Here is a 12808-nt window from a genome sequence, read left to right on the forward strand (position 1 = left end):
TTCCGGCTGTCTGTGCGCCGCCAGGGACTCGAACCCCGGACCCGCTGATTAAGAGTCAGCTGCTCTAACCAACTGAGCTAGCGGCGCCTGCTGACAGAGAAGACTCTAGCAGCGGCCCCGGCCCGCGCCAAAATCGAATACCGGTCGCGCGCTGTTCACCGCGCGGTCACCGCCGGCCCGGCGGGGCCCGCCGCGACCGGCTCGCGCGAGGCCCGGACGCACGCCCACAGCACCACCGAGGCGCCCGGCAGCCACGGCTCCCGGTCCTCCGGCGCGACGATCCACCGGCCGGCGCCCAGCCCGGGGGAGTCCGGGCCGTGCACCATCCGCTGCACCGGCGGCACCGTCACCGTGTCGCCCTTGCCGTGGCAGAGCAGCGGCGGCACGTCCCGGGCCCATTCCTCCCAGGCCAGCAGCCTGCGCAGCCGGGGCGCCGCGCCCGGCTGGACGAACAGCAGGGTCCGCCCGCGGTAGGCCGCGACCGGCCCGCAGCCCGGCCCGGAGGCCCACAGCTCGTCCAGCACCCGGCGGCCGAACAGGGACGGCATGCTGATCACGTCGAACGCCCGCCCGCACGGCAGCACCGACGGCGCCCACGGGCGGGACTCCCACAGCGCGCGCATGCTGCGCGGGTACTCGCTCGCCGAGGCCAGCCAGGCCTCCCCGGCCACGGTGACGTACTCCACCGACTGATAGGTCCAGATCTCCACGCACAGCAGCGTGCGCGCTGCGCGGGCGCGGCCGGGCGGAAAGGGCCGTTCGCCGGACAGGCCGGCGCGCGGCGGCGTACCCTTCCGCCCCGCGCATATGCCAGGGGCGAGTTTCCGGGGCCTCGGATCCGGCCGGTGCGCGGCCCCGGGGCTCAGTCCCGGGGGCTCAGTCCTCGTGGCGGCGCGGCTGGAGCAGGCCGCGGCCGTACTCGATCATCTTGGTGGCGTAGTCGGGGGTCCAGTCCGCCCGCTGCGCGATGTCGTCCGCCGACAGTGCGTCGAAGCGGCGCGGGTCCGCGAGCTGCGCGGCGGCGACCGCCTGGAAGTCCGTGGCCCGCTCGGCGGCCGCGCGGAACGCCAGGGCGAGCTCGGTCGAGCGGCGCAACAGCTCCGCCGGGTCGTCGATCGACTCCAGGTCGAAGAAGCGTTCCGCCTCCGGCTCCGCCGCCTGCGGCTCGAACAGCAGCTGCACCGGACGCAGCCGCCGGGCCGGCGCGGACGGACCACCGGAATCGGACGCCATCGCGTGGGAGTCGGGCATGGACGGACACCTCCGGGTGCTCGGTGAGGGGCGGACGGCGGTTGCTCCGGGGCCGCGCCGCCCGGTCGGGCCGCCGTCCATTGTCGCGCGGAGGCGGCCGATGACGGAACGGTGCGCGTGCGGGCGCTATTCCCCCGTGCGCGCCCCCGGCGCGCCCCGGACTCCCGCGAGCCGGACACCTTCGGGTGGTCCCTCCCGTGCCGCGGCATCGGGGCGGGGACCGGGCCGTTGTGCCGGGTGATCCCTTCGTCGACCAACGGAACCCCTACAAGGAGAACCATGCGTGTGCGGAAGGCCTTCCCGGTCCTCGTCCTGCCCCTCGTCCTCGCCTGCGCGTCCCCGGCCGCCGCCGCCGAGACCACCGTCGTGGTGACCGGGGCCAAGAGCGCCCCCGGCGGTGGATCGACCGCGACCTGCCCCGCCCACAGCCACCTGACCGGCGGCGGGTACACCTTCGCCCCCGCCGGCCCCGGCGACACCGTCCTGGTCAACGCGCCCGCCCCCGGCGCCCCGGGCACCTGGTCGGCCCGCGCCGACCACGGCGTCGTCACCGCGTACGCGCTCTGCGAGTCCGAGGACTGACCGCCCCGGGGCTCAGCGCAGCCGCACCCGGTGCCCGGACAGGTGGTGCAGCACCTGGTGGTTCGCCTCCCAGCCGTCCGGGAACCTGACCGAGACGCCCAACTGCACCGGTTCCGTGGACGGATGCTCGTCCAGCAGCTCGGCGATCCCGGCCCGGGCCACCACGATGCACGCGTGCCGGTGGCGGGAGGCGAGCACGCAGAGCCGGCCCGTCTCCAGGTGGAAGGCGGTGGCGTCGGGCCGCCCGGAGAGCGGGTGGAGGACGACGGTGACGTCGTACTCGCGCCCCTGCAGCCGGTTCGCGGTGTCCACGGTGACCGCCGGGCCGGCCGTCCCGTCCACCGGGACGCCGAGCTTGAGCAGGGCCGCGCGCACGGCCGCCGCCTGGTCCCGGTGGGCCGTCCCGACCGCGATCCGGTCCGCGGTGAGCGGGGCCTGCCCCTGCTCGGAGTGCGCGCTCAGCCCGCGCTCCAGCAGCCGGCGGACGGTCGCCGCGACGGCCGCCACCGCCTGCGGGTCGGTCCGCACGGTGTGCCGGGCGGGCAGTTCCAGCAGCGCCCAGCCGTGCTCGGCCGCCCGGTCGATCGCCGCGTCCAGCGCCGAGCCGTCCGGGCGGACGGTGGCGGTGAGCCGGCGGTCGTCCGGGCCGGTGCCGGAGCGGAACGGCGTGTACGGGTAGAACGCGTCCGAGATCAGCGGCGCCGCGCTGGCCGGCAGCCGCCAGGAGACCGGCAGCCGGTGCGGCTCGATCTGCGGGTTGTGCGCCAGCATCGTGACCACGGCGCTGCTCGACGGGTCGTAGGACAGGCCCGCCCACTGCTCGGTGCCGACCACGGTGAACGGGTCCAGCTGGCCCGGGTCGCCGACGAACAGCGCCCGCTCGAACAGCCGGGCCACCGCGAGCAGCGCGTCCGAGCGCATCTGGTACGCCTCGTCGACGATCGCGTGCCGCCACGGCGCCTCGGCCCGCACCCACTGCCACTTGGCGGAGGTGGAGATCACGACGTCGTGCTCGACCAGGTCCGCGACCTTGTCGGACGGGGTGACGTTGGCGTGCCGCAGCACCTCCGGGCCCGGCCGGCCGTCGGCTGCGTGCAGCCGGCCGATCGTCAGCTCCGGCGCCTTCTCGGCCAGCCGGCCGACCAGGTCGTCCACCTGGCCGTTGGTCTGGGCGACGATCATCAGCCGCTCGCCCGACCGGACCAGCTCCCGGGCGGCGCGCACCACGAGCGTCGACTTCCCGGCGCCGGGCGGCGAGTCCACCACCACGCCGCGCGGGGCGCCGGCCGGCGGGTGGACGGTCGCGGCCAGGATCCGGGCCACGGCGGCGTCGGCGGCCGCGCCCGGGGCCTGGCCCGCTGAGCTCTGCTCGGTCACGCGCTTGCTCACTCCCAGTCGAAGTCGGCCGCGGGGCCCGGGGATCCGGGCGCGGCGCCGGGCGGGCCGCCGTGCGTCCACGGGGTGTCGTCCGGCTCGGGCAGCGGCGCGGACTGGCGGACGGTCAGCTCGAAGAGGGTGAACGTGACCGGCTCGCCTGGCTCGGGCACGCTGCCCGGCTCGGGCTCCTTCCTGCGGCCCATCCCGGACAGGATCCGCAGCGTGATCGTGCCCTCCGCCGGGTCGGCCGCGACGATCTCGGCCTTCTGCGCGGACTGACCTCCCCCGGCCTCCGGACGGGGGGACCCCCAGACCCGGTGCGCCTCGCGGCCGAGGTCGGCGTGCGGGCGGTCGTCGGTCCGCACGGTGACCAGCGGACGCGGCTTGGGGGAGCGGCCGGAGGTGTCGTAGTCCGGGACGACGTCCGTCACCACGCCGGCGAATGCCTCGCCCGCCAGCCGGTGCTCGGCCATCGCGAGCGGGTCGTCCAGCGCCTCCTGGACGTCCAGCCTGGCCTGCTCGCGCTCGCGCTGGGCGAGCTTGCGGGCGGCCGTCACCGCGTCGTCCTGCCGGGGCTGCGGGGGCTCGCCGGCCGCCAGGCGGTCCCGGTGGCCGGTGTACGACCAGCGGTCGCCCGTCCAGCGCTCCGCCAGGTGCCCGGCGGGCGGCAGCGAACGCAGCAGGTCGATGCCGCGCCACACGTCGTGCCAGGTGGGCAGCAGCACGGCCGACAGCGCGCCGCGCACCTGCTCGACGGCCGCCCGGACGGCCTCGCGGGCGCGCGCCGCCGCTTCGTCGTCCCGCTGCTCGGTGCTGTGCTGCAGCGCGGAGGCGGCGGCGTCGTACCGGGCGATCGCCGGGCCGAGCACGACGCTGTCGAAGGACGGGTCGGTCGCCGGACCGGCCGGCGGGTGCAGCAGCTGCCCCCGGTCGTCCCGGGCGGACTCGGCCCGCTCGGCCGCCTCGGCCCCGCCGACGCCCTCCGGCGGGAAGTGCCAGGCCAGCCGGGCCGCGAGGTGCTGGTCCTCCAGGTGGCTCTGGCCGGTCGCCCAGTGCCGGGCCAGCAGGCCGGTCATCGGGAGCAGCAGGCTGGAGCCGGGCACCTGGGCCCGGTCGGTGAGGTGGGTCAGCCAGCGGCCGAGCAGCGGGACCCGCACCGGGGCCGGGTACGGGCCCGGCTCGTCGTCCTCGACCGTGCGGCGGAACCGGGTCGAGCGGCCGATCAGCGCGAGGTGGTGCACGCCCGCGCCGTTCGGCACGATCAGCTGCGGCGCGTCGGCGCACAGCTCGCGGAACACCTGCGTCTTCTCACCGGTCTCCGGGTCCTTCTCGGAGCCCTCGATCTGCTCGACCTCGGCCCCGAAGGACTCCACGTAGGGCAGGAGGTCGGCGGCCAGCGCGGCCAGGAAGTCGAAGCGCAGCGTGCGGTTGAGCGGCTGCGGCACGAGGTGCAGCCGGGGCGCGTCCCGGTCGGTGCCGAGCAGGACGGCCAGCGGCGCGCCCGCCTCGCCGGCGGCGGTCAGCGGGACGAGCACCATCGGCCGGTCGGACAGGTGCCGGTGCCGGACGGTGGCCAGCGGCTCGGCCCGCCCGCTGCGGACGGCCTCCAGCCGGGCGAGGGTGGTCAGCAGACTCATGGCCCCTCGACGATTCGCTCGCTCGTGTGAACGGTCACTTCCGCGGTCTCTTCTCCGGTCACTTCCCGGTCACTTCCCCAGGGCTTCGGCGCGCAGCGCGGCCGCGTACGCGAGCCGCTCCGCCGCCTCGTCCGTGCCGCTGCCGGTGGCGGCGGCCAGCGCCTGCGTCACCGTCCGGATGCTGCCCAGCTCGCCGCGCACGCCGCGGCCCAGCTGCTCGACCCGGTCGCCGCAGCGGGCCTGGGCGCGGCAGTGGAAGCCGAGCTCGCAGGTGGAGAGGCAGTCCGGGCTGTACGCGGCGGGCACGGCCGCGACCGCGTCGGCCAGCTCGTCGCCCGAGCGGGCCGGGGCGCCCTCCTCGTCGACCGCGAGGTCGAAGGCGGTGCCCTCGGGCAGCGCCTCCAGCAGCCGGCCGATGCCGGTCATCCGGCTCAACTGGCGCCGGGTGGTGGCGAGTTCGCGGCGGATGTCGACAGCGACCGCGGTCGGCCGGTTCCCGAAGTCCTTCGGGCAGACCAGCAGCACGCTCAGCCGGGGACTGCCCGGCAGCCGCTGCTCGGCGTACGGGTCCGGCGTGAGCGCCGCGCCGGACCGGGCGGCGGCCGCGTGCTGCAGCGCCAGCACGTACACGGCGGCCTGGCGGGCGGCGGCGCCGACCTTGGCCGGGTCGGCGGCGCCGTCCAGCACCGGGAAGGACTTGATCTCGACCACCGTGCACCGCCCACCGTGCACCACGACGGCGTCCGGTTCCAGGTAGGCGGTGCTGCCGGCCACGTCGAGCCGCAGCAGCGGGTGGTCGAGCAGCGTCCAGGCGTCCGGGTCGGCGGCGGCCTCCGCCAGCGCCTCGGCCGTCCGGTCCGCGCGCACGGCGGGGCCCGAGCGCTGCAGGAGGTCCGGGACGACCAGCGGGGCGCCGCCGTCCGGCGGGAGGCCGAGGTGACGGCGCAGCGGTTCCAGCAGCGCCGCGTAGCCGTCGGCCTTCAGCCGGGACTCGAAGATCACGCCGCGGGCGATCGCGAACGGAGACTGCCCGAACGGCGCCGGCCGGCCGAGCCGGGAGGCGAGCACCGCCTTGTCCACCCCGGCCGCGTCCAGCACGGCCCTGCGGTGACAGCCCGGATTGGCGGCGAGCGCGGCGAGGGAGCGGGCGTTCAGACTGCGCTGCGGCGCGGGACCGCGCAGTTCGGCGAGCCGGCGGGCGAGCGGCTCAGAGTGCCCACGGGAGGGGGCGTTCGTCGAGACGTTCATGGTGCGGCCCAGTGTCGCATCCGGGTCCGACAATCCGGCGGGGATCACCCCGTTCCGGCCCCCGCCGGAGGCGGTCCGGCGCCCTCCCGTGCCCTCCGGCCCCCGCCCCCTTCGCGTTCGCGTCGCCGCTCCGGCCCCTGCTCCCGGCCCGCGTCGTGTCCACCGTCCGGGTGAGGGATCATGGAGCCCGGTGCTCAAGGGTGAGACCGACCGTTGCCGCCGCCCCGTCGCGAGGAGCCCCCCATGCCCGCCCGTATCGTGCTGGTCCGCCACGGCGAGACCGAGTGGTCCGCCACCGGCCGTCACACCGGCCGCACCGACATCCCGCTCACCGAGGAGGGCCGCGCGATGGCCCGGGCGCTCGGTGCCCGGCTGGCCAAGGCGCCCTGGAACGGGCTGCCGGACGCGCTCGTCTACACCAGCCCGCTCGGCCGGGCCAAGGAGACCTGCGCCCTGGCCGGCTTCGGCGACCGCGCCGTGGACCGCCCCGAGCTGCTCGAATGGGACTACGGCCAGTACGAGGGCCGCACCGGCGCCGACATCCGGGCCACCGACCACCCGGGCTGGCTGATCTGGCGCGACGGCGTGCCGGGCGGCGAGAAGCTCTCCGAGGTGGCGGCCCGCGTGGACGCCTTCCTGGCCGGCCTCAACGACGAGCACGGCGTCCCGGAGACGGACACCACCGTCATGCACGGCGCCGACCGGGACGTCGTTCTCTTCGCCCACGGGCACCTGCTCCGGATCCTGACCGCCCGCTGGCTCGGCCTGCCGCCCGAGTTCGCCCAGCGCTTCAAGCTCGGCACGGCGGCCCTGTGCGTCCTGTCCTGGGAGTACGGCGCGCCCGCGGTCGAGGTGTGGAACGACCTCTCCCACCTGGAGGGCCTGGGCGCCGGCCACTGACCTGGAGGGCCTGGGCGCCGGCCACTGACCTGGAGGGCCTGGGCGCCGGCCACTGACCTGGAGGGCCTGGGCGCCGGCCACTGAAGGACCGCCGACCGGCTCCGCTCAGGCGGCGGTCGCGACGTCGTACGCGGCCAGGAACCCGCCGACCTCCGGCACCGCGCCGTGCGGCCGCAGCCGTTCGGCGGTGTGCGCGAGCATGCTCCGGATCCGGGCGGAGCGGACCTCGCCGAACAGCGCCACGGCGGCCGAGCCGTGGTGCGCGGCGCCCGCGAGGTCGCCCCGGCCGAGCCGGTCGTGGGCGAGCTCGGCGGTGTACAGCACCCGGTTGCGGACGAAGTGCGGCTCCTGGAGCGTTATGGCGAGCCCGGCCTGCTCGCTGGCCCGGTCCCAGTCGCCGAGCGCGGACCAGCACTGGGACTGGAGCCCGGCGATCTCGGCCTCGCCGAAGAAGGACATCCACTCCGGGTCGGCCTCGCAGGGCCCGCGGTCGAACAGCGTGTACGCACGGGCGATCGCGCGCTCGCAGGCGGATCGGTCCTGCAGGAGCGCCCAGCCGCCGGCCTCGCGCATGGCGAGCAGCGCCAGCAGCCGGTCGGAGTCGAGGTGCCGGGCGGCCGCCTGCCCGGCCTGGGCGGCGCGCAGCGCCTCGCGGGGGCGGCCGGCGTCCCGGGCGAGGAAGGCGCTGTTGGAGAAGACGTGCGCCTCCAGGGCGGAGTCGCCGGCCATCCGCGCGGTGGCGAGCGCCTCGGCGTAGAGCGAGCGGGCGTCCGCGAGCCGGTTGGAGTCGTGGGCCAGCCAGCCGACGGAGATGGCGAGTTCGCCGGCCCCGGCCTGCAGCCGGCGCTCCGTCTCGGCGCTGTACTCGCCCTCGTTGAGCAGCACGTAGGCCGTCCTCAGCGACTGCCCGGCCAGCTCGAACAGGGTGTCGCCGCCGTGCGCGTCGTCGGCGAGCCGGATGTCCCGGACGGCCTGTTCCACGCCCAGCACCTCGGCGGCGCCGACCTTGCGCAGCGGCACCGGGGCGCTGCGGCCGGGCACCAGGGCACCGGCCCCGGCGCCCGGGCCGGTGCCGGGGGCGGCCGCGGCGGGCGGGTCGAATCCGATCGCGGTGGCCAGGGCGGCCGAGCCGCCGGTCAGGAACGTACGGCGACGCACGTCGTCGTTCTCCTCGTCGAGAAGGCGCGGTCCGGCGGGCCCTCGGGGCACCGCCGCGGAGAGCGGCCACGGGGGGCCGTCCGGGGCGGGCGGATCCGCGTACGGCGAGGCAGCGTACGGGAGTTGGGTGGAGAGTGGCGAGCGCGGGGCGGGCAGGGTCGGGAACGGTGGGTGGAGCGGGGGTGGCGTGTCGCCCCGGGCTCCGTCCGCCGAGCGGCGGCGGACGGCGGTCCTGGGGGCGAAGCCGAGGTCGGTGAGCGAGCGGCCCGGCCACATGTGCCGGAACACGCGCTCGTAGGCGTAGTTGGGACAGCGGATCTCGCCGGACTCGACCCGTCCGACGTAGCGGGCGTCGCAGGACACGTGCTCCCCGATCTCGCGGGCGGCGCGGCGCACGGCGGTGGCGAACTCGCCGGGCGAGCGGTCGCCGCGCAGTGCGCGCATCACGGTGTTGGGTGACGGGCGGGTCGGCTCGGCCGGTGGGGTGGCTGCCATGGTGCGCTCCGTGGAGGTGCGGGGGCGGTGCCCGGGTGCTCCGAACGGATCACCCCGGCCCGCCACCGACAGTACCGGGAGTCACCGGTCGGCCACAGCGCGTTCCCGTCCGATATATGGTCAATCCGGGGCGAAACGGGCGCAGTTGCCGAGATCTGCCATGAAATGCCATGCCTTGCTGTAAGGCGCCCCGTGGCCTGCGGCGCGGTTGCGGCGTTGTCCTGGTACGTGGAACCCAGGCCGCCGCCCCCGGCCCCGCCGCCCGCTCCGGCGACACCCCCACCTCCCCGGACCGCCCGGGGCCTCCCGGCGGCCCGGCTTCCGATCCGACGAGGTGACAGGAGGGCCCGTGATGGCCACCGGACTGCCGCAGTACCGACCTGCCGTCGGAGGTGTGCTCGCCGGCGCCGCCCCCGCCCTGCTCCCCGATCCCGCCGACGACCGGATCCCCGGCCGGGGACCGGTCGAGGGCGGCCGCGCCCCCCGCGGGGGCAGGAGCCCCGGCCGCCGCCCGGCCGTCGGCGAGGGCACCGTCCTCCCCGGCTACGACACCGTGACGGTCGCCGTGCGGCACGGACTGGAGGCGGTCGACATCCTGCGCCTGCGCCGCGCCTGCGGGGCCGTCCTGCAGAGCCGCAGCGGCAGCACCGTCTCCTTCTACGTCCCGGCCGGCACCTGTGACACCTGGCACCTGCCCGGCAGCTCGTGCACGCCCGGCGCCCTGCTGCTGCCCGTCGCCGATCCGCGCTGGGTGATGCCCCCGACCGCCACCGACGGCTCCACCCGGCCCACCGACGCGTGGGTGCTCCGCTCCGCGCTCTGCGAGGCCGCCTGCACGCTGACCGCCGGCGGCCTCGGCCCGTTCTAGCGGGCGTGCCGTGCGGATCCCGCCGGGCCCTCGGTCCGTTCCTCCGGCCGGATCCACCCAGCACGCCCGCGGGCGTTCGCCAGTTCGAGTGGTCCCATCGACCTGCGCCGATAATGGCTGTCATGGGACGAAGCAGCAGGGCCGCGCGCGGCACCGACCGGGGCCGCGCGACGGCGCAGCCGCAGCCCGACACCACCGGGCCCGGCGGCCGCCTCCACGCCCAGGGGCCGCTCACCCGTCCCGTCGGCTCCGGCCTGGCCGAGCTCCGCCCGGACCGGGACCGCCCCGCCGCGTGGTCCCTGCTGATCGACGGCGCCCCGCAGTCGATGGTCGACCTCGCCGACCCGACCCACCTCGGCTTCGAGTACCAGCGCCGGCTCGGCCACCTGATAGACCTCGTCGCCCCGCCCGGCCGCCCGCTCACCGTCCTGCACCTCGGCGGCGGCGCCCTCACCCTCGCCCGCTACGTCGCGGCGACCCGCCCCCGCTCCCGGCAGCAGGTCGCCGAGATCGACACCGAGCTCACCGAGCTGGTCCGCGCCGAACTCCCGCTGGAGCGCGGCTGGCAGATCAAGGTCCGCGGCGGGGACGCCCGCGGCGTGCTGGAGCGCACCCCGGAGGGCAGCGTCGACCTGGTGATCACCGACGTCTTCTCCGGCGCCCGGACCCCGGCGCACTGCACCACCGTCGAGTTCGCGACGCTCGCCTCCCGCGCGCTCGCCCCCGGCGGCTGGTACGCGGTCAACATGGCCGACGGCTCCGCCCTCCCGTTCGCGCGCGCCCAGGTCGCCACGCTGGGCGCGGTCTTCCCCGAGCTCTGCCTCGTCGCCGACCCGGCGGTCCTGCGCGGCAAGCGTTTCGGCAACCTGATCCTGGCCGCGGCCCACACCCCCCTCCCGGTCGCCGACCTCACGCGGCGCGTGGCCACCGACTCCGCCCTCGCCCGCGTCGAACACGGCGGGCCCCTGGCCGCTTTCACCGCCGGGGCCGCTCCCGTGACGGACGCCACGGCCGTCCCGTCCCCGGCCCCGCCGGCGGGCGTCTTCCGCTGACGGGCGGCGCGGCGCGGGCGCTCGCCGTGTGGCAGGTGCCTTGCCGAGCCGTTCCCGCGGCGTCCGTCCGACCGCGACCACCGCGTCGGCTCGGCCGCGTCCGCTCGGCTGTGCCTGCTGCGCCGGTCCGGCCGTGTCCGCTCGGCTGTGCCTGGCGGGGTGCGACCACCGCGCCCGCCTGGCCGTGTCCGCTCGGCTGCGCCTGGCGGGGGGCGACCACCGCGCCCGCCCGGCCGCGTCGGCTCGGCTGTGCCTGGCGGGGGGCGACCACCGCGTCGGCCCGGCCGCGCCGGCCTGCCGCGGCCGCTCGGCTGCGCCCACCGCCGTGCTCGACCCGGCGCGCGTCCACCCGGGCCGTGAACTCGGCCTCCTGACAAGGGATCCCGCCCGCCCGGCCCCGTCGGGTCAGTGCCCCCGCGGCAGCCCGCGGTGCTTCCACATCGCCGCCCCCGTGAGCAGGAGCCCGGCCGCGATGGGGGCGAGGACGGCGGTGGCCGTGCCGGAGCCGTCCTTGGCGGCCGTCACGGTGGCCGTGTCGGCGAGCGCGAGGGCCGAGGGCGTTCCCGGAGCGCCGGTCGAGGGCGCGGTGGACGTCTGTCCGGTGTGCCCGGTGCCGGCGGTGGCGTCGGGCGCCGTGGGTCCGGCGGCCGTGCCCGACGGCACCGCGGGCTCGGGTGCGGCGGCGGCCGGTTCGGCCTTCCGCGCCGCCGGTGCGGAACCCGCGGGGTGCGCGGACCTCGTCCCGCCGTGCTCGCCGGGGGTGGCCGTGGACCCGGCGGGTCCGCCCTCGCGCGGCGCGGGTGTCGCGGTGGGCCGGCCCTGGGGCGGCACCGCGCCGAGCAGGCCGGAGGCCAGGGCGAAGGCGTCGGGTACGGCCGCCCGCTGGCCGGGGAGCGGCAGGCCGCCGGCCCGGATGCGTTCCTGCAGGCCGCCGTTGGCGGCCCCGGTGGTGCCGGTGAGCTCGTCGACGAGCCCGGGGGAGTTCGAGGCGGGCGTCCGCGCGGGAGTGCCGGCGCGCTCGGCCGACTCCTTGTCGTGCTGCGCCGGCGTGCCGTGCAGGGCGCGTCGGACGGCGGTGTCGGCGGGGGCGGGCAGGGGGTCGGTCGTGGCCGCGTACGCGCCGGTGGCGCCGATGCCCCAGAGCTGTGCGAGCAGTGCCCCGCCGGCCGCGACGGCGCGGGGCCCGGGGAGCCACCGGCCGGCCGAGCGCCGGGCGCCGGTGGCGCCGAGGGGGTCGGGTTCCTGGTGCCTGGTGGCGTGATTGGCTCGCATGTGAGTTGAGAACGAGCGGACGGGCCGTGAGGTCACGCCGGCCGTCACGGACAGTCATCGTGGCCCCGGGGGTGCCGCCCCGGGGCCACGGACCGCGCGGCGGTCAGGAGTTGGGGCGCAGGGTCCAAGTGACCGTCATCACACCGGTGACGGCGCCGTCGGCCCGGGTGATCTCGACGGTGACGGGGAACTCCGGGCGCTCGCCCGCGTCCAGCTCGGCGACGATGTCGGCGGCCGGGCGGCCCAGCACGGCGGTCGCGGTGACCTCGCCCATCGCGAGCTTCTTGTACGCGATCTCGGCGTTGACGGCGAGCGGCACGGCGCGCGAGAGCTGGTCGCCGAAGGCGGCGAGCACGATGCAGCCGCTGGCGGACTCGGCGAGGGTGAACATCGCGCCGGCGTGCGGCCCGCCGACGTGGTTGTGGTACTCGGGCTGGTCGGGCAGCCGGAGCACGGCGCGCTCCGGGGTGGTCTCCAGGTACTCGAGCTTGAGGGTGCGCGCCATCGGGACGGTGGCGTCGAGCATCTGGCCGATCGAAGGTGTCGTCATGCGGACGATGTTACTGCTCGGTAGCTTCCGGCGACAGGCCCGTCCTCGACGGGCGGTGCGGGAGCCCGATGTGAGGGAACGCGAAAACGCCCGAGGGGCCGACCTCTTGAAGAGATCGGCCCCTCGGGCTCGTGGGGTGAGTGACGGGACTCGAACCCGCGGCCACCTGGACCACAACCAGGTGCTCTACCAACTGAGCTACACCCACCATCTGTCCGGCCCGTTCCCGCTCTTCGCGTTCCCGTTCCGACAGGAAGAACTCTACAGGATCCGAGAGGGTGCTCGCGCCAGGGTTTCCCGCGGGCGTGCGCGGACCCCTCGCTGAGCCCTACCGGAGCCCGGGGGGGGGGGGGAGCAAACAGAAACAGAAAGAGCAAAAGAGGGGGGGTGGGGGAGTGAGGGGAAGAGGACGAGGGGA

General features: G+C 76.8%; 12 protein-coding genes and 2 tRNA genes. 4 read left to right on the forward strand and 10 right to left on the reverse strand.

Going from position 1 to position 12808, the window contains the following annotated elements; translation table 11 throughout:
• Positions 1 to 13: 13 nt before the first annotated feature.
• The 3 genes from ACFV4G_RS33480 to ACFV4G_RS33490 all read right to left on the reverse strand — a co-directional run bounded on the left by ACFV4G_RS33480 (position 14) and on the right by ACFV4G_RS33490 (position 1251).
• Positions 14 to 87, reverse strand: a tRNA-Lys gene (locus ACFV4G_RS33480).
• A 68-nt stretch (positions 88 to 155) separates the two neighbouring features.
• Positions 156 to 710: a bifunctional DNA primase/polymerase gene (locus ACFV4G_RS33485; RefSeq protein ID WP_380445947.1), complete on the reverse strand. Its 555-nt coding sequence runs from the start codon at positions 708 to 710 to the stop codon at positions 156 to 158.
• Between the two features lie 166 nt (positions 711 to 876).
• Positions 877 to 1251 carry a hypothetical protein gene (locus ACFV4G_RS33490; RefSeq protein WP_380445948.1) on the reverse strand — a complete coding sequence of 125 codons (375 nt, stop codon included), beginning with the start codon at positions 1249 to 1251 and terminating at the stop codon, positions 877 to 879.
• 279 nt (positions 1252 to 1530) lie between these two features.
• Between ACFV4G_RS33490 and ACFV4G_RS33495 the strand changes: the two genes are divergently transcribed.
• The gene (locus ACFV4G_RS33495; protein ID WP_380445949.1) at positions 1531 to 1833 is read left to right on the forward strand and encodes a hypothetical protein; all 303 of its coding nucleotides are present in this window, start codon (positions 1531 to 1533) and stop codon (positions 1831 to 1833) included.
• Between the two features lie 12 nt (positions 1834 to 1845).
• Here the strand turns inward: ACFV4G_RS33495 and ACFV4G_RS33500 are convergent, their stop codons facing one another.
• From ACFV4G_RS33500 to ACFV4G_RS33510, 3 genes are all read right to left on the reverse strand, one after another.
• Entirely contained in the window at positions 1846 to 3210 is a 1365-nt protein-coding gene (locus ACFV4G_RS33500; protein ID WP_380445950.1) for an AAA family ATPase, read from the reverse strand.
• Between the two features lie 8 nt (positions 3211 to 3218).
• Entirely contained in the window at positions 3219 to 4847 is a 1629-nt protein-coding gene (locus ACFV4G_RS33505) for a hypothetical protein (RefSeq protein WP_380445951.1), read from the reverse strand.
• A gap of 69 nt (positions 4848 to 4916) precedes the next feature.
• Positions 4917 to 6095, reverse strand: a complete 1179-nt coding sequence (locus ACFV4G_RS33510) for a hypothetical protein (RefSeq protein WP_380445952.1) — start codon at positions 6093 to 6095, stop codon at positions 4917 to 4919.
• 243 nt (positions 6096 to 6338) lie between these two features.
• On the opposite strand from ACFV4G_RS33510, the gene ACFV4G_RS33515 reads away from it, so the two are divergent.
• Positions 6339 to 6995: a histidine phosphatase family protein gene (locus tag ACFV4G_RS33515; protein WP_380445953.1), complete on the forward strand. Its 657-nt coding sequence runs from the start codon at positions 6339 to 6341 to the stop codon at positions 6993 to 6995.
• Between the two features lie 105 nt (positions 6996 to 7100).
• Here ACFV4G_RS33515 and ACFV4G_RS33520 read toward each other — a convergent pair whose 3' ends face one another.
• A complete protein-coding gene (locus tag ACFV4G_RS33520; protein ID WP_380445954.1) occupies positions 7101 to 8648 on the reverse strand; it encodes a tetratricopeptide repeat protein in 1548 nt (515 codons plus the stop codon).
• A gap of 352 nt (positions 8649 to 9000) precedes the next feature.
• Between ACFV4G_RS33520 and ACFV4G_RS33525 the strand changes: the two genes are divergently transcribed.
• Both ACFV4G_RS33525 and ACFV4G_RS33530 read left to right on the forward strand, forming a co-directional pair.
• A complete protein-coding gene (locus ACFV4G_RS33525) occupies positions 9001 to 9516 on the forward strand; it encodes a hypothetical protein (RefSeq protein WP_380445955.1) in 516 nt (171 codons plus the stop codon).
• Between the two features lie 122 nt (positions 9517 to 9638).
• On the forward strand, positions 9639 to 10568 hold the full coding sequence (locus ACFV4G_RS33530; RefSeq protein WP_380445956.1) for a spermidine synthase: 930 nt from the start codon (positions 9639 to 9641) through the stop codon (positions 10566 to 10568).
• A 405-nt stretch (positions 10569 to 10973) separates the two neighbouring features.
• Here the strand turns inward: ACFV4G_RS33530 and ACFV4G_RS33535 are convergent, their stop codons facing one another.
• The 3 genes from ACFV4G_RS33535 to ACFV4G_RS33545 all read right to left on the reverse strand — a co-directional run bounded on the left by ACFV4G_RS33535 (position 10974) and on the right by ACFV4G_RS33545 (position 12598).
• Positions 10974 to 11840 (reverse strand): hypothetical protein, encoded by an 867-nt coding sequence (locus ACFV4G_RS33535; RefSeq protein ID WP_380445957.1) that lies wholly within the window; start codon positions 11838 to 11840, stop codon positions 10974 to 10976.
• Positions 11841 to 11943: 103 nt separating this feature from the next.
• On the reverse strand, positions 11944 to 12390 hold the full coding sequence (locus ACFV4G_RS33540) for a DUF4442 domain-containing protein (RefSeq protein WP_329929065.1): 447 nt from the start codon (positions 12388 to 12390) through the stop codon (positions 11944 to 11946).
• A gap of 132 nt (positions 12391 to 12522) precedes the next feature.
• A tRNA-His gene (locus ACFV4G_RS33545) sits at positions 12523 to 12598 on the reverse strand.
• Between the last annotated feature and the right edge of the window lie 210 nt (positions 12599 to 12808).

The sequence above is a fragment of the Kitasatospora sp. NPDC059747 genome (assembly GCF_042732955.1).
Lineage (GTDB): Bacteria > Actinomycetota > Actinomycetes > Streptomycetales > Streptomycetaceae > Kitasatospora.